17 protein-coding genes are annotated in these 20,618 nt (G+C 52.8%); 13 read left to right on the forward strand and 4 right to left on the reverse strand.

What is annotated here, in order from left to right; genetic code table 11:
- Nucleotides 1-2: 2 nt before the first annotated feature.
- The 3 genes from AC4G46_RS08960 to AC4G46_RS08970 all read right to left on the reverse strand — a co-directional run bounded on the left by AC4G46_RS08960 (nucleotide 3) and on the right by AC4G46_RS08970 (nucleotide 2,368).
- Entirely contained in the window at nucleotides 3-968 is a 966-nt protein-coding gene (locus AC4G46_RS08960) for an IS3 family transposase (RefSeq protein ID WP_491128831.1), read from the reverse strand.
- Nucleotides 875-1,192, reverse strand: a complete 318-nt coding sequence (locus AC4G46_RS08965) for a transposase (RefSeq protein WP_060818741.1) — start codon at nucleotides 1,190-1,192, stop codon at nucleotides 875-877. Before AC4G46_RS08965 ends, AC4G46_RS08960 begins: the two co-directional genes overlap by 94 nt.
- Nucleotides 1,193-1,510: 318 nt before the next feature.
- The gene (locus AC4G46_RS08970) at nucleotides 1,511-2,368 is read right to left on the reverse strand and encodes an AraC family ligand binding domain-containing protein (RefSeq protein WP_491127624.1); all 858 of its coding nucleotides are present in this window, start codon (nucleotides 2,366-2,368) and stop codon (nucleotides 1,511-1,513) included.
- A 239-nt stretch (nucleotides 2,369-2,607) separates the two neighbouring features.
- Between AC4G46_RS08970 and AC4G46_RS08975 the strand changes: the two genes are divergently transcribed.
- The 4 genes from AC4G46_RS08975 (at nucleotide 2,608) to AC4G46_RS08990 (ending at nucleotide 7,725) form a co-directional block, all read left to right on the forward strand.
- A complete protein-coding gene (locus AC4G46_RS08975) occupies nucleotides 2,608-3,786 on the forward strand; it encodes a galactokinase (protein WP_491127625.1) in 1,179 nt (392 codons plus the stop codon).
- A 1-nt stretch (nucleotide 3,787) separates the two neighbouring features.
- The gene (gene galE / locus AC4G46_RS08980) at nucleotides 3,788-4,774 is read left to right on the forward strand and encodes a UDP-glucose 4-epimerase GalE (RefSeq protein ID WP_277471714.1); all 987 of its coding nucleotides are present in this window, start codon (nucleotides 3,788-3,790) and stop codon (nucleotides 4,772-4,774) included.
- A gap of 45 nt (nucleotides 4,775-4,819) precedes the next feature.
- Entirely contained in the window at nucleotides 4,820-6,400 is a 1,581-nt protein-coding gene (locus AC4G46_RS08985) for a UDP-glucose--hexose-1-phosphate uridylyltransferase (RefSeq protein WP_491127626.1), read from the forward strand.
- 161 nt (nucleotides 6,401-6,561) lie between these two features.
- Nucleotides 6,562-7,725, forward strand: coding sequence for an iron-containing alcohol dehydrogenase (locus AC4G46_RS08990; RefSeq protein ID WP_491127627.1), 1,164 nt, complete (start codon nucleotides 6,562-6,564; stop codon nucleotides 7,723-7,725).
- Nucleotides 7,726-7,922: 197 nt separating this feature from the next.
- Here AC4G46_RS08990 and AC4G46_RS08995 read toward each other — a convergent pair whose 3' ends face one another.
- Nucleotides 7,923-8,804 (reverse strand): aminoglycoside 6-adenylyltransferase, encoded by an 882-nt coding sequence (locus AC4G46_RS08995; RefSeq protein WP_491127628.1) that lies wholly within the window; start codon nucleotides 8,802-8,804, stop codon nucleotides 7,923-7,925.
- A gap of 301 nt (nucleotides 8,805-9,105) precedes the next feature.
- On the opposite strand from AC4G46_RS08995, the gene AC4G46_RS09000 reads away from it, so the two are divergent.
- The 9 genes from AC4G46_RS09000 (at nucleotide 9,106) to AC4G46_RS09040 (ending at nucleotide 20,571) form a co-directional block, all read left to right on the forward strand.
- Nucleotides 9,106-9,642 carry an NfeD family membrane protein gene (locus AC4G46_RS09000; RefSeq protein ID WP_491127629.1) on the forward strand — a complete coding sequence of 179 codons (537 nt, stop codon included), beginning with the start codon at nucleotides 9,106-9,108 and terminating at the stop codon, nucleotides 9,640-9,642.
- On the forward strand, nucleotides 9,642-11,171 hold the full coding sequence (gene floT / locus AC4G46_RS09005) for a flotillin lipid rafts scaffold protein FloT (RefSeq protein ID WP_491127630.1): 1,530 nt from the start codon (nucleotides 9,642-9,644) through the stop codon (nucleotides 11,169-11,171). Before AC4G46_RS09000 ends, floT begins: the two co-directional genes overlap by 1 nt.
- A 154-nt stretch (nucleotides 11,172-11,325) precedes the next feature.
- Nucleotides 11,326-12,036, forward strand: coding sequence for an ABC transporter ATP-binding protein (locus AC4G46_RS09010; RefSeq protein WP_491127631.1), 711 nt, complete (start codon nucleotides 11,326-11,328; stop codon nucleotides 12,034-12,036).
- Entirely contained in the window at nucleotides 12,029-13,645 is a 1,617-nt protein-coding gene (locus AC4G46_RS09015; RefSeq protein ID WP_491127632.1) for a hypothetical protein, read from the forward strand. The genes AC4G46_RS09010 and AC4G46_RS09015 overlap by 8 nt, the downstream gene beginning before the upstream one ends.
- A gap of 136 nt (nucleotides 13,646-13,781) precedes the next feature.
- Nucleotides 13,782-14,651 carry a glucose PTS transporter transcription antiterminator GlcT gene (gene glcT, locus AC4G46_RS09020; protein WP_090716362.1) on the forward strand — a complete coding sequence of 290 codons (870 nt, stop codon included), beginning with the start codon at nucleotides 13,782-13,784 and terminating at the stop codon, nucleotides 14,649-14,651.
- Nucleotides 14,652-14,945: 294 nt separating this feature from the next.
- On the forward strand, nucleotides 14,946-17,003 hold the full coding sequence (ptsG, locus tag AC4G46_RS09025) for a glucose-specific PTS transporter subunit IIBC (RefSeq protein WP_491127633.1): 2,058 nt from the start codon (nucleotides 14,946-14,948) through the stop codon (nucleotides 17,001-17,003).
- A 109-nt stretch (nucleotides 17,004-17,112) separates the two neighbouring features.
- A complete protein-coding gene (locus tag AC4G46_RS09030; RefSeq protein WP_039871440.1) occupies nucleotides 17,113-17,388 on the forward strand; it encodes an HPr family phosphocarrier protein in 276 nt (91 codons plus the stop codon).
- The gene (gene ptsP, locus AC4G46_RS09035; protein WP_491127634.1) at nucleotides 17,381-19,093 is read left to right on the forward strand and encodes a phosphoenolpyruvate--protein phosphotransferase; all 1,713 of its coding nucleotides are present in this window, start codon (nucleotides 17,381-17,383) and stop codon (nucleotides 19,091-19,093) included. Before AC4G46_RS09030 ends, ptsP begins: the two co-directional genes overlap by 8 nt.
- A 200-nt stretch (nucleotides 19,094-19,293) precedes the next feature.
- Nucleotides 19,294-20,571 carry an MFS transporter gene (locus AC4G46_RS09040; RefSeq protein WP_491127635.1) on the forward strand — a complete coding sequence of 426 codons (1,278 nt, stop codon included), beginning with the start codon at nucleotides 19,294-19,296 and terminating at the stop codon, nucleotides 20,569-20,571.
- Nucleotides 20,572-20,618: the final 47 nt, after the last annotated feature.

Below are 20,618 nucleotides of genomic sequence, written 5' to 3' on the forward strand. Positions count from 1 at the left end.
GATTATGCGGTTTTTCTCTTTTTAAACTTCGCCGCAAACTGGACAGGGGAAACATAGCCTAGCGCACTGTGGATTCGCTTGCGGTTATAAAAGAATTCAATGTACTGGAACATCTCGTCCTGCGCTTGTTGCTTCGTTTTGAACTTGGTGCAATAGACAAATTCTTTCTTTAGTACGCTATGAAAGGATTCGATGCAGGCATTGTCATAGCAATTTCCCTTGCGGCTCATGCTTGCCTTCATGTGGTACTTCTTAAGACGTTTACGGTAATCTGCTGAGGCATACTGCGATCCCCGATCAGAGTGATGGGTGAGTCCCTTCTTGGGCCGTTTCGCTTGGTAAGCATCGTCCAAGGCACCTAGTACCAGATCAGTCGTCATTCGCTCCTCTAGCCTCCAACCAACAATTTCTTTCGTGCAGAGGTCGAGCACACTGGCCAAGTACAGCCGGCCTTCCCGGCAGGGGATGTAGGTGATATCCGTAACCCAGACTTTGTTGGGTTCGGCGGTCTTGAAGTCTTGGTTCAGTAGGTTCGGGGCGATGGGCAAATCGTGATTGGAATCGGTCGTCTTCACGCGAAAGCGCTTGGCGACACATGAGCGTAAACCCAGCTCTTGCATGTATTTCCCTACCGTCCGCTCGCTAACGATGTAGCCTTCTTTCTGTAGAAGCTTGGTGATTTTTGGGCTGCCGTAACGTTTCTTGCTATCCTTGAAATGATAGGTGATTCGCTGGAGTAACCGTGCCTTACGCTCCGCTTGGGGGCTGGTAGCCGCGCTTTGCCATTTGTAAAACCCGCTCCGGGAGACTTTGAGAACGCTGCACATCTTCTCCACTCGAAACTCAGAGCGATGGGTTTCGATGAACTGAAATCTCAGTTCTTTGGTTTGCTGAAGATGTGCACCGCTTTTTTTACGATGGCAAGCTCCTCTTCGACGTCTGCAATTCGTTGCGCTCTTGCTCGTAATTCTTTTTCTTGTTCGGCCAGCCGCTGCTCGAGTTCGCGAACCTTTTCCGCACTGTTTACAGGTTCATTGCCGAACTCCCGATACTTCGCCAGCCAGTTGTGCAGCACGCCAGGGGAGATCCCCAGCTCCTCACCAATCTCCACTACCGTCTTCGTCTGTTCCTGAATATACTTGACGGTTTCTCTTTTAAACTTTTCATTGTATCGTTGCCGTTGTTCACCCATGTGAACACCTCCTCGTTAAGTTCATTATTCATGCTCTCTTAACGGGTGTCCACTTTTTATTCTAGCTGCATTTTTGCATTTAATCTCCTCGTCCATTGGTTTCAGGCAAAGCAATACAACATGGACTGGACCCTAAAGCCCCAGATGTGGTTTTGATAAGCCGCATAACCTGAACAGCCCGTTCCGCATGATGGAAACGGGCTGTTGTTTTACATAAAGGTCTGGCTCGTAGACAAGTATAAGAAATAGTGCCACCTCCAGAGCCGGAACTGGTCAGGAGCAGGGAAGCGCAGGAGTCCGGCGCATGGGCACGGCCGGCTACTTCTCCCCGTGTCTGGCTGTTGCCAGACGGTAGGCAGTCGGGGACTGGGCACAGAACCGCTTGAACTGGCGGGAGAAATAGAGTGCATCGGTCAGTCCTACCGAAGCGGCGACCTGCTCGACGGACAGCTCGGGGCGTTCGCGCAGCAGCTGGCGCGATTTCTCAATGCGCAGCTTGAGCAGGTAGGTGACCGGTGAAAGGCCGGTCTCCTGCTTGAAAATCCGTGACAGGTAAGCCCTGTTGTACCCCAGGCTGCCGCACATCTGTTCAATGGATACCGGGTGGGCATATTGGGAAGCCATGTAATGGATCATCTGCTTCACGGTGCGCTTGACCTGGGATTCTGCCCCCGGCAGACGTGATGCGGAGAGATGCCGTTCGGCGGCTTCTCCGATAACAAGGTAAAGGTAGCCGAGGGAGGTGAGATGGGCGCTTTCTTTATTGGCATAGAAAGCCTGCATCATCCCGGAAAGTGCCGAGGGAAATACGGTTCCCTCTGCGGTCTGAAGCACCGGCTGCTGCGGCGCGAAGCCTGCCTGAAGCACAAGGGCATCGGCATCAGCCCCGGTAAAAGCCGCCCAGCGGTACCGCCAGGGCTGCTGCCGGTCCGAGACATAGCTGACGAGCTGGCCGGGGTGGATCAGGAAGCAGTCACCCGGCCCCAGCGAATATTTACGGTGCTCGGTAGTGAACTGGCCGTAGCCCGATTCAATGAAGTGAAGCAGATAATAATCGTAGATTTTGGGTCCGGCCTGATGGACCGGCAGGGTCTGGCTCTCGCCGGCAAACAGCACATGCAGATTCTGCTTATCGTAATATACGGGGTTTGATCCTACGGAATAGGTATGTTCCACGCTGACAGATCCTTTCCTTGAGTTAACGCTGTCAATGCCCTGCACGCAGGGAGGCGGCTCCAGAACCTGAAGCCCGGCCTGATCAAAGTATAACGCGCAAAGTCACATTTATCCATACATTACACACATGATTGCATTATCAGGGCAAGTCTGATTTTATTATAATGTAACCATAAAGGACGCAAGTAAAAGAACCCAAGACCAAAGAGTGAAACCAGCGAAAGGATGGAGTGGCATTAATGAGCATACAGGAACTTAACAGCAAATTTATCGAGAAGTACGGGGAGAGCACGGAGGAGGCGCGTGTATTCTACGCTCCGGGCCGTGTGAATCTGATCGGCGAGCATCTGGACTACAACGGCGGTTATGTATTCCCGGCAGCACTGGATTTCGGAACAACCCTGATCGTGCGTCCGCGCAGCGACAGCAAGGTGCAGTTCGCTTCCACGAACTTCCCTTACACAGCTTCCATTGACTACAGTGAAATCGGCAAAGCCAAAACCGGCGAATGGGTCGACTACCCTGTCGGCGTTCTGGTTGAGCTGGCCAAGAAGGAGCTTCCGCTCTCCGGCGGCTATGATCTGCTGTTCCACGGTGAAATCCCGAACGGCTCCGGCCTCTCATCCTCCGCTTCCATCGAAGTAGTTACAGGTTATGCCTTCCTGTCCCTGCTGGGCGGAGATACCGATACTGTTGAAATTGCCCTCCTGTCCCAGCGTGCAGAGAACCAGTACGTCGGCGTCAACTCGGGGATTATGGACCAGTTCGCAGTAGCTAACGGCAAACGTGACCATGCGATCCTCCTGATGTGTGACACACTGGAATACAGCCTGGTTCCATTTGCAACCGGAGCCTACAAGCTGGTAATTGGCAATACGAACAAGAAGAGAGGTCTTGTAGACTCCAAATATAACGAGCGCCGCAGCCAATGTGAAGAAGCGCTGGCGATCCTGAAGCAGGAAGTGCCTTCCCTGTCGTATCTGGCAGAGATGAAGCCGGAGCAGTTCGAGCTTCATCAGCACAAGATCGCCGACGAGACTGTACGGCGCCGGGCCCGACACGTTGTGGAAGAAAACCAGCGTGTGCTTGACTCTGTAGAAGTGCTGAAGAACAACGATCTGAAGCAGTTCGGGCTGTTCATGAACGACTCCCACGTGTCGCTGCGCGACCTGTACGAAGTAAGCTGCGAAGAGCTGGATGTCATGGTGGAGGAAGCACAGCGCATTCCAGGTACACTGGGCTCCCGGATGACCGGTGCAGGCTTCGGCGGATGTACAGTATCACTGGTTCATGAAGACGATGTAGAACGCTTCATCCGCGAAGTAGGCGAAGCTTATAAAGCAAGAACCGGCCTGACCGGCGAATTTTATGTATGCGGCATCGGTAATGGTGTAGAAGAACTGGAAGGAGTGAAGTAAGATGGCAATTTTAGTAACAGGCGGAGCAGGGTATATCGGGTCCCACACGGTAGCGGAGCTTCTGGACCGGGGCGAAGAGGTTGTAGTCATTGACAATCTGCTGACTGGGCACCGCGAGGCGCTGCTGGGCGGCAAGCTGTATGAGGGCGATCTGCGTGACAAAGAGCTGCTGGCAAAGCTTTTCTCCGAAAATAAAATTGAAGCAGTCATCCATTTCGCAGCCAGCTCCCTTGTCGGCGAGAGCATGAAAGACCCTGTTAAATACTACGACAATAACGTGTACGGTACGCAGTGTCTTCTTGAAGCCATGCAGCATGCCGGTGTAGACAAAATCGTCTTCTCCTCCACAGCGGCAACCTACGGCGAACCTGAGAAGGTGCCGATTGAAGAAAGCGACCGCACCGAGCCGGCAAATGTCTACGGTGAAACCAAGCTGACCATGGAACGCATGATGGCCTGGTTCGACAAGGTGCTGGGCATCAAGTATGTGGCCCTCCGCTACTTCAACGCAGCCGGCGCACATGCCAGCGGCAAGATCGGTGAAGACCACCGTCCGGAGAGCCATCTTGTTCCGCTGGTGCTGCAGACCGCTCTTGGACAGCGCGAGAGCATTGCAGTGTTCGGTGACGACTATCCGACAGAAGACGGAACTTGCGTCCGTGACTATATCCATGTCAGCGATCTGGCTGACGCCCATATCCGCGCGGTAACCTACCTGCGCAGCGGCAGTGCCAGCAATGTCTTCAACCTCGGCAACGGACTTGGCTTCTCGGTGAAGCAGGTCATTGAATCGGCCCGCAAGGTAACCGGCCGGGACATTCCGGTAGTGATCCAGGAGCGCCGCGCCGGTGACCCGGCAGTACTGGTGGCTTCCTCGGCCAAAGCACGGTCGGTGCTGGGCTGGAATCCGCAGAAGGCAGACATTGAAGAAATTATCCAGAGCGCCTGGAACTGGCATTCCGCCAATCCGCAAGGCTACGGAGAATAATACAGACAAGAGGCTACACCTGAATAAGGAGAATGGAGAGTTAACATGTCTAACGATAATACTGCCGCTCCCGCCGCAGAGAAGGCGCTGTATGCGATCGAACAGCTTGTCCTGTTCGCACAGCACCAGCAGCTGATCCAGCCGGCGGATGTGGATTACAGCCGCAACGAGCTGCTGGACCAGTTTGGCTTCAGCGAGCCGTATGCCGGAGCATTCAGCGAAGCTCCGCTGGAAAGCCCGCAGGCCCCGCTTGATGCATTGATTGACTACGGTTTCGCTATCGGCCTCATTCCGGAGAACACCGACACGTACCGCGACCTGCTGGATGCCAAAATCATGGGTCTGCTGATGGCCCGTCCGTCGGAGGTCAATGCCGAGTTCAAAGGCCTTGCCGCCGAGCAGGGGATTGCAGCGGCTACTGACCGCTTCTACAAGCTCAGCATTGATTCCAACTATATCCGCATGGACCGCGTCGCCAAGAACGTCTACTGGCTGCAGGATTCGCCGTACGGCGATATCGAGATGACGATCAACCTGTCCAAACCGGAGAAAAGTCCGAAGGAAATCGCGATGGCCCGGCTGCTTCCGCCGCCGGTCTATCCGAAATGCCAGCTCTGCCGCGAGAATGTCGGCTATGCCGGCCGGGTCAACCACCCGCCGCGCCAGAACCTGCGCATTATTCCGCTTGAGCTGAACAAGGAGAAATGGTTCTTCCAGTACTCGCCTTACGTGTACTATAACGAGCACTGCATCGTATTCCATCACGATCATGTGCCGATGAGGCTGACGAAGGATACGCTGAAGCGGCTGCTCTCTTTTGTAGAGTCGTTCCCGCATTATTTCATCGGCTCCAATGCCGATCTGCCGATCGTCGGCGGGTCCATCCTGACCCACGACCATTTCCAGGGAGGACGGCATACCTTCCCGATCCAGAAAGCGCCTAAAGAGGACAGCTACACGCATCCTGCTTATCCCGGCGTGAGCCTGAGCATCGTGAAATGGCCGATGTCCGTGCTGCGTCTCAGCAGCAATGATCCGGCCGTACTGCTGGAGTGCGGAAACGCGCTGTACGAAGCCTGGAAGGGCTACAGCGATCCTGATGCCGATGTACTGGCATTCAGTGACGTTGAAGGCGTGCAGACACCGCACAACACGGTTACTCCGATCGTGCGCCGGTCCGAAGACGGCGGCTTCGAGATGGATCTGGTGCTGCGCAACAACCGGACCAGCGAGGAGTACCCGGAAGGGATTTTCCATCCGCACCGCGAAATGCACCATATCAAGAAGGAGAATATCGGCCTGATTGAGGTTATGGGTCTGGCGATTCTTCCGGGACGCCTGAAGGAAGAGCTTGACGCTGTGGCCGGTATCCTGGCCGGAGACCAGGCGCTGCTTGAGGCGGTCAAGACAGAGGAAGGGCATGCGCTGGCGCTGCACGCCTTCTGGATTGACGAGCTGGTGGAGCGTTTCGGTACAGGTCTTGCCCGTGAAGAAGCAGTCAAAACAGTCCAGAACGAGGTGGGCATCAAGTTCACGCATATTCTGGAGCATGCCGGAGTATACAAACGGACACCGGAAGGCCAGGCGGCTTTCCGCCGGTTCGTCCAGAGCTTTGGTGCACAATAAATACAAGCATACCAAGAATGTCCCGGCCTCTGATGGTGCGGGGCATTTCTTTATCCTGTACCGGAAGGAAAATAATTCCAGTCCTGATTTGTATGAGGCCCGCCGGAGGTCTATAATATAATCCTGCATCCCTATTTTTGAATTAACGGAGGTTAAGACATATGCGCAAGTTTGAATTTTATAATCCGACCAAACTGATTTTTGGACAAGGTACTCTGCAGGCACTGCGGACGGAAGTACCGAAGTACGGCAAGAATGTCCTGCTCATGTACGGGGGCGGCAGCATCAAGCGCAGCGGTCTTTATGATAATGTGCTCGCTGAGCTGAAATCAGCCGGAGCTGTTGTTACAGAGCTGGCCGGTGTTGAGCCTAATCCGCGCTTGTCGACTGTACATAAAGGCGTGGAGCTGTGCCGCGAGCATAATATTGAGCTTATCCTTGCTGTAGGCGGCGGAAGTGTGCTTGACTGCGCCAAGGCTGTAGCTGTCGGGGCAAAGTATGACGGGGATATGTGGGATTTCGTGGAGCGCAAGGCAGCTCCGCAGGGTGCGCTTCCGCTGGGTACAGTGCTGACTATGGCGGCAACGGGCTCAGAGATGAACAGCGGCTCGGTAATCACCAACGAAGTTACCAAGGAAAAAATGGGCTGGGGCAGCGTTCACGCCTATCCGGCATTCTCGATTCTTGATCCGGTGAACACCTTCTCCCTGCCGCGCGACCAGACAGTATACGGGATGGTGGACATCATGTCCCATACCCTTGAGCATTACTTCCACACCGACACCAACACGCCGCTGCAGGACGGCTTCTGCGAAGCGCTGCTGCGCACCGTTATCGAAGCGGCTCCGAAGCTGATCGAGGATCTGGAGAATTATGAGCTGCGCGAGACGATTATGTACTGTGGCACAATGGCGCTGAACGGCATGGTCAGCATGGGCTTCGCCGGAGACTGGGCCACGCACAATATCGAGCATGCTGTATCCGCCGTTTATGACATCCCGCATGGCGGCGGCCTGGCGATCCTGTTCCCGCAGTGGATGAAATATAACCTCAGCACTAACCCTGCCCGTTTCCGCCAGCTTGCGGTGAACGTATTCGGAGTGGATGCTTCCGGCAAAACCGACGAGGAATCCGGCCTTGAAGGCATTGAAGCACTCCGCAGCTTTTGGGATTCCATCGGCGCTCCGAAGACGCTCGGCGATTACGACATCGACGACAGCGAAATCGGCAGCATGGCCGATAAAGCGGTCCGCTTTGGGCCGTTCGGCAACTTCCGCAAGCTGGACCGCGAGGATGTTGTAGAAATTTATAAGATGTCACTGTAAGAAGCAGTCTTAGCTCTCTTGCATCTGTCAGTAACAAGGGGTGTCCCCTGGCCGTAACAATGGCCGGGGACACCCCTTGTTTAAAATATAAGAATTTATATGTTCTACGCTATCAATAATCCTCATATTACTCGCAGAAACGGTTGCCGCCTTCCTGAAGGACGGCGAAGCCGTTTCTACTTGTTGCGGCTGCATCTTTACCAGATGTCTTTGGCATCCGCCGGCAATGCTCTGACCCGCTGCAGGTAAGCCGTCATATTCCTGTCCTCATGGTCAGGATAGGAATATGACAGCTTCGCTGCCACCTCTGCGGCGAGTGTCCGGAACAGCTCACAGGCAGTAAATACAGCATCCCAGAAATGGCCGGGATTGCCGTCAGAATAAGTCTGCTCATACATTTCCCAGTACTCCGGCGGTAGCAGGCGTTTGAAGTATTTGCCCATTTTACCTGCGGAAATGCTGAAATCATTCCGGATGCCGATCCACCAGGAGATCATGGTATCCAGCTCATTCCTTACATAATGCTCGAACATGTGCTTGGCATAGGGCAGCTCGTCGCGCCAGAGGCCTTTGGCCACATTTTGCAGACACCACCAGAATTCATTACAGGAACCCAGGTAACGTGCTTCCGATGGTTTTTTCACCCAGTAATCCATATCTGTAGGCGCCTCAGCCGGAGGCAGAATGCCGTCCTTGTCCAGGAGAGGAACGGTGAGCTTGTCAGCAAGGTATTCGTCCGATACGGCATCCCTGGAGAGCAGGGTAAGATCGATCCGGTTGCCGTCACCGAAGAGCATCAGGTAAGCGTAACTGCGGCTGATATCAATTACACTGCCGGGAAACCAGTCATTTTGGTCCGGCTCCTGCATAATCAGCAGCTCACCGAATCTGCCGGTCCAGTCCCTGTCCTTTAGAAAAGCTTCCGTCTCTGTTACCACATATACAATATCGTAATCCTGAAAAATATCCTCCGGCGCATTCACGTTTGTTCTCGAACCGTTCATATAGACCGCCCGGATACGCTCATCCGCAGCTGCGGTTTCCACAATCAGACTCATCATTTCCTGCTGGTTTCTCATCGCCATTTCCCCGCCTTTATTGTAAAAAAGTTACGATTAACGGTTTTATAAAATATAAGAATTTATATGTTTTACGCTATCAATATTCCTTATATTTCTCGCAGAAACGGTTGCCGCCTTCCCATAAGAACGGCAATTCCGTTTCTACTTAGTGTATCATAGAGACGGGCGGATAACATCAGGGAGCACGCTTCCATGAACCATTAATGAGATAAAAATCCAAGTTTGTGAAACCAAGGACATGGTTTGTGCGTTTATACTGGTATGACAGTCCGTAACTACAAGACGGGAGGAGAAAATTATGCAAACGCTATACTTGGGCTGTTTGGCGCTGGGCGTAATTTTTGCGGTGGTTAGTGTGCTGGTGGGGGATCTGATCGGGAATGCCCTGGACGGGGTGTTTGATCTCGTTTCGTTTGATTTTCTGAACCCTACGGTACTTGCAGGCGGCATCACCGTCTTCGGAGGGGCAGGTGTTCTGCTGACACGCTACAGCGGGCTGGAAGACGGCGCAATTCTTGCCTTGTCCCTGCTGATAGCAGCCTTTATGGCAGTGCTCCTGTTCCTCGCAGTCATTAAGCCTATGGATAAAAGCGAGGTGTCCACAGGCTTCTCGATGCAGGATCTGCCCGGCAGGATCGGAGAAATTACCGTTCCGGTTCCCGCGGCTGGATACGGCGAGGTAATGGTAAGGTTTGGTGCAGGCAACAGCCTGCATACGGCAGCGAGCTTTGAACAGCAGTCCCTGCCTGCCGGCAGCAAGGTGGTAGTGATTGAAGTAAGGGAAGGCGTCGCAATGGTATCTGAATTTGAAGAGAGAAAAGGAGCGGATGTGTAATGTTCGGTGTACCTGATTATTTGTTTATTCCTGCAGTAGTTGTAGCTGTGCTGTTCGTTCTGGGGATTGCATTCTGGGCCCGCTATAAGACAGTCGGACCGGATGAAGGGATGATCGTTACCGGTTCATTCCTCGGCAAAAACCACATTTCCGATGACGGCTCCGGCCGCAAAATCAAGATTGTCCGCGGCGGCGGTGCCTTTATTCTTCCGGTATTCCAGAAGGCCGAGTTCATGTCGCTGCTCTCCCATAAGCTTGATGTAACCACGCCTGAAGTCTACACGGAGCAAGGTGTTCCGGTTATTGCGGACGGTGTGGCCATTATCAAGGTCGGCAGCTCGACCGAGGATGTTGCGACGGCCGCCGAGCAGTTCATGGGCAAGCCGATTGATGCACTCAAGAGTGAGGCCCAGGAAGTGCTGGAGGGCCATCTGCGGGCCATTCTCGGCTCGATGACCGTCGAAGAGGTATACCGCAACCGTGACCGGTTTGCCCAGGAGGTACAGGGCGTAGCAGCGCGGGATCTGAAGAAAATGGGTCTGCAGATCGTTTCATTCACAATCAAGGATGTGCGTGACAAGCACGGATACCTGGAAGCGCTCGGTAAACCGCGGATTGCGGCAGTTAAGCGCGATGCAGAAATTGCCGAAGCCGAAGCGATGCGGGATGCGCGGATTCAGAAGGCCAATGCCGAGGAGCAGGGGCAGAAGGCGGAGCTGCTGCGTGACACGAACATTGCCGAAGCCTCCAAGGACAATCAGCTGAAGGTCGCCGCATTTAAGCGCGATCAGGATACAGCCAAGGCGGAAGCCGACCAGGCGTATCACATCCAGGAGGCCCGGGCCAAGCAGACGGTGGTCGAGGAGCAGATGAAGGTTGAACTGGTCCGCAAGGAACGCGAAATCGACCTCCAGGCCAAAGAGATTCAGGTCCGTGAGAAGCAGTATGATGCCGAAGTGAAGAAGAAAGCGGAAGCCGACCGTTATGCTGTAGAGCAGGCGGCGGAAGCAGATAAGGCCAGACGGATGCGCGAAGCGGACGCCCTGCAGTACAGCATCGAGAAGCAGGCACAGGCGACTTCAGAGCAGAAGCGGCTTGAGGGCCAGGCGATGGCCGATGCCGAGCTGGCCAAAGGTAAAGCGGAAGCCGAAGTCATCCGGGCACGCGGTCTTGCCGAAGCGGAAGCCAAGGAGAAGCTGGCCGAGGCGTTCCAGAAGTTCGGCGAAGCAGCGGTGCTCGACATCATCGTCAAGATGCTGCCTGAGCTGGCCGGCAAGGTTGCCGAGCCGATCGCTTCCATCGACAAGCTCACTGTTGTCGATACCGGCAATGGCGAAGGGGCGGCCCGGGTCAGCAATTATGTGACCCAGCTGATGGCCACCGCTCCGGAAATGCTCAAGAGCGTCTCCGGGATTGATGTGGAGGCGCTGATCAAGGGGCTGACCCAGAAAGCCGTTCCGGCATCCGGGGGAAGCGCGGTTCAAGTAGTACCGGGTAGTCCGGCAGCAGCCAAGGAGCATAAGGAGTAGACTTCACAGGCTCAGCCTGTGAAGGGATCATGCCAGACTGTGCAAGCTTTTCACGCAAGACAGCATTCCGAATCAGCACGTCTCTAAATTGGGAAGACGTGCTGATTTTTTTATATCAAAAAACTGGATAGTGTACTGACTGGGGGAGAATGGAATGGAGCTCATACTGGACAACATCAGGAAAAGCTACAACGATAAACAAGTGTTGAAAGGCGTCGATTTCACATTTGAAAAAGGAAAAATATACGGCCTCCTGGGCCGTAACGGGGCAGGAAAAACCTCACTGTTCAACTGTCTGAGCGGCGAGGTCCGGATGGACAGCGGCGGAGCCTTCCTCAAGAGGAATGAGGTCAGTCTGCCGCTCACCGAAAATGAGATCGGATATGTCTTCTCGCTGCCGATTCTGCCGGAGTTTCTGACCGGTTATGAGTTCGTGAAATTCTATATGGACATCAACCGGGATAAAATTCAGCCCGGGCGGACTGTCGAGGATTATTTTAATATTATTTCTTTTGAGGAAGAGGACCGCCACAGGCTGATCAAAGGCTACTCCCACGGGATGAAGAACAAAATCCAGATGCTGTGTTTTATTATCACCCGGCCGCCGCTGATTCTGCTGGACGAGCCGCTGACCTCGTTCGATGTCGTCGTAGCGCTCGAGATCAAGAAGCTGCTGCGGGAGATGAAGCAGGATCATATTATTATTTTCTCTACTCATATTCTGCAGCTTGCCGCCGACCTGTGTGACGAGCTGGTGATTCTGAACAACGGGATACTACAGGAAATTCCGGCAGATACGCTGCACAGCCCGGAATTTGAGGAGCGGATTATTGCGCTGCTGAAGGATGGAACCGGCCATGCTTAAGACGCTGAACACCATCATGAACATCAGGGGTACTTCCGGGGCCAACCGGATTATGTACTATTTCATGAGAATCCCCTGGCTTGGCACCCTCATGAAAGAACAAGTTTATTCCAACCGGATGCTTAAAAAGTCTTTCACGATCGCAGCGCTAATCCTGCGGATTCTGTACGGCTTTCTGACCAGATTTGCTTATCTGGGTCTGATTATTTATCTGCCGGTATCACTTGCCGGCGGTGACCTGACGCAGCCGCAGCAATACAATTTATATCTGCACATCCTGCTTCTGCTGAGTTTTGGGGTCAGCGCGGTGTCAAACGCAGTTATTCTAGAGCCTAAGCGCGACAAGTATATCTGTGTCAAGCTGATGCGCATGCCTGCCGACAAGTATATGCACGCGGTGATGGGACTCAGGGGCGTAAGCTTTTTTATTTATTATGTGCCGGCGATGATGGTATTTGCAGGTATCTATGGTGCTCCGCTCTGGCATGGGGTTCTGCTGGCACTTCTGCTGACATTTTGGCGCACAGCCGCCGAAGCGGTGCATTTGCGTATTTTTGACCGTAAGGAGATTGTAGTAGTTAAACAGAACGTGCTGGTCTGGTCGGTAATCGGAGCCGGATATCTGCTTGCTTTTCTGCCGCTCTATACAGGCAGTGCCCTTAAGGACATGGATGCTGTGCTGTTCAGTCTGCCTGCGGTTCTGGCAGCGCTGGTGCCGGCCATCATTGCCGCCGTTTATATTGCCAGATATCCGAGGTACCGGAGTGCGGTAGATGCCGTAACCAAAATAGATGACCCGTTGCTGGATATGGGACGCATGATGAAAGAGGCCAATCTGAAGCAGGTTGAAACAAAGGAACAGGATTTCTCGGCTGAGCAGCTGCGCCCGGAGCAGTTCGCCGGAAAGAGCGGTTATGCTTACTTGAACGCGATTTTCTTTTCCCGGCACAGGCGGTTTCTGGTGCAGCCGATTCAGCGACGGCTGATGATTATTGGTGTGCTTTTTGCCGCAGGACTGCTGCTGCAGCTGGTCGCACCGGAGCTGTCTTCCCGGCTGGTCGGCTATCTGATCAGGGCACTGCCTGTATTTGTCATCCTGATGAACTTTACTTCGATTGGAGAACTGGTCTGCAAAGCGATGTTCTTCAACTGCGACCTTAGTTTGCTGCGTTACGGTTTTTACCGTGACCGGTCTGCTATTCTGAGCAATTTCCGCGTCCGGCTGCTCCGGATCAGCGGTCTTAATCTGATTCCGGCTGCGGCCATCTGTATAGCAGTGAATCTGCTGATTTTCCTGTCCGGTGAAAGCTGGAGTGCAGGGGATTCACTTATTTACAGTGCAACGGTACTGGGCCTTTCTCTCTTTTTCTCCGTCCACCATTTGTTTATGTATTATATCTTTCAGCCCTACAGCACCGAGTTAAATGTGAAAAACCCGTTTTTCAGCATAGTCAACAGCATCATTATGGGTGTGGCAGTAATCAGTATGCAGTTTAAGGGCGCACCCGGACAATTTGCGGTGCTGGTGCTTCTGGCTGCTGCTGTTTATATGGTCACTGCTCTTTTCCTGGTCTACAAATATTCATACAGAACCTTCCGGGTCAAATAAATGCTGCCATCGGGACGCTCTTCTAATAACCTCATGTTGATGTTATGATGGTACCTCAAGTATAATTTACGCATGCTGCTATGACAGACGGCTGCTTTGAAGCAACAGGTATTCAGAATTAAAAGAGGTGTCGGAATTGGGCAGCATAACTGTAGCCAAGGTACTCAATAACAATGTTATCATTGCCCAGCACCCCCAGTATGCCGAGGTAGTTGTAATCGGCAAAGGGATCGGGTATAACCGCAAAAGCCGTGATCAAATCACTCTTTCCTCTGTAGAGAAGATGTTTATTCTCCGCAATCAGGAAGAGCAGGAACAATATAAGCAACTGGTCCCCCAGGTGGACGAGAAACTGATAGAGGTTGTACAGGAAATCGTTCTGCATATTATGCAGAGCAGCAACCAGCCCCTGAATGAGCATATCCATATTGCCCTGACCGACCATATTTCCTTTGCCATCCGGCGCAATGAACAGAATATCGCCATTCATAACCCTTTTCTGTATGAGACAAAAGAGATCTATCCGGAAGAATACAGGCTGGCCGAATATGCGGTTAAGCGGATTAACGAGACGATGGCTGTCACGCTTCCTCCGGATGAGATCGGTTTCGTGGCGCTGCATATCGTCAGTGCGCTCAGCAACAGGCATATCTCCGAGGTGCGTGAGCATTCTCTGCTGATCGGGGATCTGGTGGCGATTGTGGAGGATAATCTGGATTACCGGATTCCGCGGGATTCGCTGGATTATTCGCGTCTGGTTACCCATCTGCGGTTCGTACTGGAACGGCTGCGCCGCGGGGAAACGGTTCGGGAGACATCTTCCCTGGATAATCTGATGAAACGGGAATACCCGGAGATGTATTCGCTGTCCTGGAAGCTGACCAAGATTATCGAGCAGCGGGTCCGCATTCCTGTATATCCGGCGGAGGTCAGCTATTTAACGATCCATCTGCAGCGTCTTGCCCAGAAAAAAGAGGATGAGGCGGATATGGAGCAGCAACGGTAACCTTGGCCCTGAAGCTTTTACAATCATAAATGAATGCATAAAAATTAAGTGCGTCAAATTTGCGCTTGCTTTCTTTTATTATCGGTGCTAAACTAATTCCTGTTAAGAAAGACCAACAGAATACCAACGTGTAACTGATACGATCAGGCATGAGTGATTTACAGTATTTTTGGTTGTAATCCCCTAACTCGGGGTAATCTAACTTTAGCGTTAGATGACAACCTATATGCTGTATTGCTCATGCCTTTTTTGGCATTTTGTCTGGTGAGAAAATCACATTAAGGAAGTGAACCTATGTTCAAGAAGTTGTTTGGCGTTTTACAGAGGGTAGGTAAAGCGCTAATGCTTCCTGTAGCTATTCTGCCAGCGGCAGGTCTGCTGCTCGGGATCGGCAACATGCTTGTTAATCCTGATTTCCTCCAATACGTTCCGGCTTTGGAGAACGACGTTGTTCAAGCCATTGCAAATGTATTAATGAACTCGGGACAGATTGTCTTCAGCAACCTGTCGCTTCTGTTCGCAGTCGGGGTAGCCATCGGGCTGGCCGGCGGCGAAGGGGTAGCAGGACTTGCAGCTATTATCGGTTTCCTCGTCATGAACGTGACTATGGGGACCGTGCTCGGGATCAATGAGTGGGTGCTGAGCAAGCAGGACTTTGCGTATGCCAGTGTTTTAGGGATTCCTACACTGCAGACTGGTGTGTTCGGCGGGATACTCGTCGGGATACTCGCGGCGTCTATGTACAAGCGGTTCTTCCGTATAGAGCTGCCATCCTATCTGGGCTTCTTTGCAGGTAAACGGTTTGTGCCGATTATGACGGCTGTAACCTCGCTGATCCTCGGTCTTGCACTGACGATTATCTGGCCGCCGATCCAGCACGGCCTGAACTACGTATCACAGAGCATGATCAATACGAATCTGACGCTGTCCGCCTTCATCTTCGGGGTGATCGAGCGTTCCCTGATTCCTTTCGGTCTGCACCACATCTTCTACTCGCCGTTCTGGTATGAATTCGGCAGCTATATCGATAAGGCGGGTGATCTGGTCCGCGGAGACCAGCGGATCTTCATGCAGCAGCTGCGTGACGGTGTGGAATTCACAGCGGGTACCTTCACCACTGGTAAATATCCGTTTATGATGTTCGGACTGCCGGCAGCGGCACTGGCGATCTATCACGAAGCAAGACCTGAGAACAAAAAGATTGTCGGAAGCTTGATGGTTTCCGCAGCGCTCACGTCATTCCTGACAGGGATCACTGAGCCGCTGGAATTCTCGTTCCTGTTCGTAGCACCACTGCTGTTTGCGGTACATGCGGTATTCGCAGGCCTTTCCTTTATGACTATGCACATCCTGAATGTCAAAATCGGGATGACCTTCTCCGGCGGTTTCATCGACTATGTCCTGTTTGGGATTATTCCGAACCGTACTGCTTGGTGGCTGGTAATCCCGGTAGGTCTGGCAATCGCGGTAATTTACTACTTCGGATTCCGTTTCGTCATCCGCAAGTTCAACCTTAGAACCCCAGGCCGTGAAGAGCCTTCCGAGGAGACAGAAGAAATAAGCGGAGAAGCTGTTTCAACAAGCGGAGACGATCTGCCGCGCAACATTCTGGCAGCTCTGGGCGGTAAAGAGAATATTGCTCACCTGGATGCATGTATTACGCGTCTGCGGGTTGAGGTTAAAGATAAAGCAGGCGTGGACAAAAACCGCCTGAAGAAGCTGGGGGCCTCCGGGGTGCTTGAGGTCGGAAATAACGTCCAGGCGATTTTTGGAACACGTTCCGATACCATCAAATCGCAGATTCAGGATGTCATGAACGGCAGAACCCCTGTTGCTGCACCGGTTGTTCCACAGCCTGAGCTTGAGAAGCAGGCGGGAGAAGAAGGCGCGGCCATTGTGGCCGAGGACATTGTATCTCCGGTCAACGGCGAACTGCTTGATATCACGCAGGTGCCGGATGCGGTCTTCTCGCAGAAGATGACAGGTGACGGCTTCGCCTTCCTGTCCGCTGACGGTAAAATTGCTTCACCGGTCTACGGTAAAGTATTCAATGTATTCCCGAGCAAGCATGCGATCGGCATTATGTCGGACGGCGGCAAGGAAATGCTAGTTCACATCGGGGTAAATACAGTGAAGCTGAAGGGCCAGGGCTTTACAGTGCTTGTGGAGGAAGGCGATCTGGTAGCAGCCGGACAGCCGATTATGGAAGTGGATCTGGAGTACGTTAAGGCCAATGCGCCTTCCGTGATTTCACCGGTCATCTTCTCCAATCTGCCGGAAGGCTCAACAGTAACCCTGAAGAAGCCGGGCAAGGTTTCCGTTGGCGACAAGGACATCATCACCATCCAGTAAAATGTGCAATGGCGCAGCGCATCCATTATAATCTAGTGGAGGCGCTGCCCTCACATATATATAAGCAACATACAACCATACCAAATAACAGAAAGCGAGTTGGATTATTATGCAAAAAACTTTCAAGATTGTTGACGAAGACGGAATTCACGCACGTCCAGCAACTGCACTGGTAAATACAGCTACTAAATTCAAAGGCACTGAAGCATTCGCAGAAGCTAAAGGCAAAAAAGTAACACTGAAGTCCATCCTTGGCGTATTGTCCCTGGGTCTTGAAGCAGGCGACACGCTGACCCTGATCACTGAAGGCGGCGAAGAAGCTGAAGCGCTGAGCGCACTGCAGGATGTAATGATCAAAGAAGGGCTGGGAGAAATTAATGAGTAAAATTTCAGGAATCGCGGCTTCAGCAGGTATTGCCGTAGCCCGTGCATTTATCCTGGAACATCCGGATTACACCATTACCAAGACTGCTGTAAGCGATGTGGAAGCCGAGCTGGCCAAGCTGCAGGCTGCCCTTGATAAATCCAAGGGTGAGCTGCAGGCCATCAAGGAGCGTACGCTTGCTGAGCTGGGCGAGAAGAAAGCAGAGATCTTTGAATCTCATCTGCTGATTCTTGAAGATCCTGAGCTGATCAGCCCGGTAATGGATAAAATCCGGGAAGAAGCGGTTAATGCGGACTATGCGTTGAATGAAGTTGCGTCACAATTTGTTTCCATGTTCGAGAACATGAAGAGTGCCTACCTGCAGGAACGCGCAGCCGATATGCGCGATGTGACAAAGCGCGTGCTGAATCACCTGCTGGGCATTCACTATATCAGCCCTGCTGAGATCAGTGAAGAGGTTATCGTTATTGCACAGGATCTGACACCTTCGGATACTGCTCAGCTGAACCGTAATTTCGTTAAAGGATTTACCACCAATATCGGCGGACGTACTTCGCACTCGGCGATTATGGCCCGTTCCCTGGAAATTCCGGCGGTTGTCGGCACCAAAAATGTGCTGTCGCTGGTTAAAGCAGGTGATCTGATTATCGTTGACGGATTGAGCGGCGATGTGCTGATCAACCCTAGCGAGGCTGAAGTGGCTGAGTACAAGACGAAGCAGGAAGCATACGACCTGCAAATCGCCGAGTGGAAAAAGCTCCGCGATGAAGCAACCGTATCTGCTGACGGCAAACATGTCGAGCTGGCTGCCAACATTGGTACGCCTAACGATGTTGCCGGCGTGATTGAAAACGGCGGCGAGGGCGTAGGCCTGTACCGTACGGAATTCCTCTACATGGGCCGCGACAAGCTGCCTTCCGAGGAAGTACAGTACAATGCGTACCGCACCGTGCTTGAGAACATGAACGGCAAGCCGGTCGTTGTCCGCACGCTTGATATCGGCGGCGACAAGGAGCTGCCTTACCTGGATCTGCCGAAGGAAATGAATCCGTTCCTCGGATTCCGGGCAATCCGTCTCTGTCTGGACCGTCAGGATATTTTCCGTACACAGCTGCGCGCCCTGCTCAGAGCAAGTGTACACGGTGACCTGCGGATCATGTTCCCGATGATTGCTACCCTTGGCGAATTCCGTGCAGCCCGTGACCTCCTGCTTGAGGAGAAAGCGAAGCTGCGTGAAGAAGGCAAGGAAGTGTCCGACAATATCCAGCTCGGTATTATGGTAGAGATTCCTTCTACTGCAGTACTGGCTGACCAGTTCGCGAAGGAAGTTGATTTCTTCAGTATCGGAACAAATGACCTTATTCAATATACAATGGCTGCCGACCGTATGAATGAGCAGGTATCCTACCTGTATCAGCCGTATAATCCGGCAATCCTGCGTCTGGTCAAAATTGTGATCGACGCAGCACACGCTGAAGGCAAATGGACCGGCATGTGCGGCGAAATGGCTGGTGACTCCACCGCGATTCCGCTTCTGTTGGGACTTGGTCTTGATGAATTCAGCATGAGCGCCACTTCTATCCTGCCTGCACGCAGCCAGATTTCCAAGCTGTCCGCTGCAGAAATGAAGGAAATGGCTGCTAAAGCGCTGCAGCTCGGCACGGCCGAGGAAGTAGCTGCACTTGTGCAGAGCAGCGTGAAGTAATTCTTTTTAAGCTTAAGCAAGATCCGTTTTGGCAAGTTCACTTTTCCAACTACTTTATGCCGGTCTCCTGACAAGGGGGCCGGTTTTTTTGCTGTTCCATAAGCTGTTCCATAAAGAGAAAGTCCGCAAGTCCGGAACAGCAGCAAGAAACAGGGTTCCTTATACTTAAAGCACATTTCTTGGGAAAAGGCGGAACTCATGTGCGAAAATTACAGGCTTCTCAATTGTATCTGCTGCATGTATTCATGATGTCATTTGCAAGCAGCACTATATTCACCACCTACAGCATTTATTATGTGACTGAACTCGGGCTCCGCCCGTTTGAGCTGCTGCTGATCGGAACGGTGCTGGAAATCACTGTGCTTGTATTTGAGGGAATTACCGGTGCGGTTGCCGATTTATACAGCCGCAGACTGTCGGTGATCATAGGCGTGAGTGTTATGGGCTGCGGCTTCCTGCTGGAGGGAAGCATTGTCTGGTTTACGGGCCGAGGGGCTGACGTGCCGGCCGTTGCATGGGTAATGGCCGCGCAGCTGCTGTTCGGGCTTGGTTGGACCTTTGTCAGCGGCGCGGACACCGCCTGGATTATGGATGAGCTGGGGGAGGGAAAAGCCGGTACCCTTTTTATGCAGGCGGAAAAGGCTTCTCTTGCCGCCTCCCTGCTCGGTGCCGTAACCAGTGTGGGGTTATCGCTTACAGCGCCGAACCTGCCTTACATCGCTGGAGGTTTAATATATCTCACGCTAGGGCTAGTCCTGTTCCTTCTGATGAAGGAAACAGGTTTTGTAAGGGGGGAGCGGGAAGCAGAAGCTGCTCCGTTCAAGGCATGGGCCCGTACCTGGCACAGCGGTGCTGCAGTCCTGTTCAAAAGTCCGGTGCTGCTCCTGCTGGCTGTGGTAACCCTGTTTAGCGGGGCCGCCTCCGAAGGCTATGACCGGTTATGGCAAATCCACTTAATAGAAGGAATCGGATTTCCGGACAGTGTAATCTCCATGGCTGTGTGGTTCGGAATCATCAGCGCCTCTTCTACGCTGCTGGCAATACCTGCCGTTCATATGTCCGCACGCAGGATGGATATGCACAAGGAGAAGGTTCTCACGGCAGCCTTGCTGATGCTGACGCTGGTCCGTATCGGGGCAATTCTGCTGCTTGCACTCGCACCGGGCTTTTATGCGGCAGTGGCTGCAGTGCTGCTTCTTGCGGTGGCAGGCGCGGTCAATGAGCCGGTATACAAGACCTGGCTGAATCTTAGACTGGAGAGCAGGACACGGGCAACCGTATTGTCTCTGATCAGCCAGTCTGACGCGCTTGGACAGACAGCCGGCGGACCGGCAGTCGGTTACATCGGCAGCAGGTTCTCTATCAGAGCCTCATTGCTGGCTGCTGCTGCATTGCTGTTTCCGGTCGCCGTTTTGTTCGCCAGAGTACGGCGCAAACACAGGCAGAGCGGGCCAGTATCTGCTGAATTAGACAGATAACAGCATTTTACTGTAGCAGTGTGGCGGATTATGGACTATACTTCCGT

This window comes from Paenibacillus sp. fava2 (assembly GCF_058313675.1).

Bases quoted from the DNA above. Each gene is read 5' to 3' on its own strand.
- AC4G46_RS08965 (WP_060818741.1), bottom strand. From the start codon at position 1,192: ATGGGTGAACAACGGCAACGATACAATGAAAAGTTTAAAAGAGAAACC.
- AC4G46_RS08975 (WP_491127625.1), top strand. From the start codon at position 2,608: ATGAGCATACAGGAACTTAACAGCAAATTTATCGAGAAGTACGGGGAG.
- galE (WP_277471714.1), top strand. From the start codon at position 3,788: ATGGCAATTTTAGTAACAGGCGGAGCAGGGTATATCGGGTCCCACACG.
- AC4G46_RS08985 (WP_491127626.1), top strand. From the start codon at position 4,820: ATGTCTAACGATAATACTGCCGCTCCCGCCGCAGAGAAGGCGCTGTAT.
- AC4G46_RS08990 (WP_491127627.1), top strand. From the start codon at position 6,562: ATGCGCAAGTTTGAATTTTATAATCCGACCAAACTGATTTTTGGACAA.
- AC4G46_RS08995 (WP_491127628.1), bottom strand. From the start codon at position 8,804: ATGAGAAACCAGCAGGAAATGATGAGTCTGATTGTGGAAACCGCAGCT.
- AC4G46_RS09000 (WP_491127629.1), top strand. From the start codon at position 9,106: ATGCAAACGCTATACTTGGGCTGTTTGGCGCTGGGCGTAATTTTTGCG.
- floT (WP_491127630.1), top strand. From the start codon at position 9,642: ATGTTCGGTGTACCTGATTATTTGTTTATTCCTGCAGTAGTTGTAGCT.
- AC4G46_RS09010 (WP_491127631.1), top strand. From the start codon at position 11,326: ATGGAGCTCATACTGGACAACATCAGGAAAAGCTACAACGATAAACAA.
- AC4G46_RS09015 (WP_491127632.1), top strand. From the start codon at position 12,029: ATGCTTAAGACGCTGAACACCATCATGAACATCAGGGGTACTTCCGGG.
- ptsG (WP_491127633.1), top strand. From the start codon at position 14,946: ATGTTCAAGAAGTTGTTTGGCGTTTTACAGAGGGTAGGTAAAGCGCTA.
- AC4G46_RS09030 (WP_039871440.1), top strand. From the start codon at position 17,113: ATGCAAAAAACTTTCAAGATTGTTGACGAAGACGGAATTCACGCACGT.
- ptsP (WP_491127634.1), top strand. From the start codon at position 17,381: ATGAGTAAAATTTCAGGAATCGCGGCTTCAGCAGGTATTGCCGTAGCC.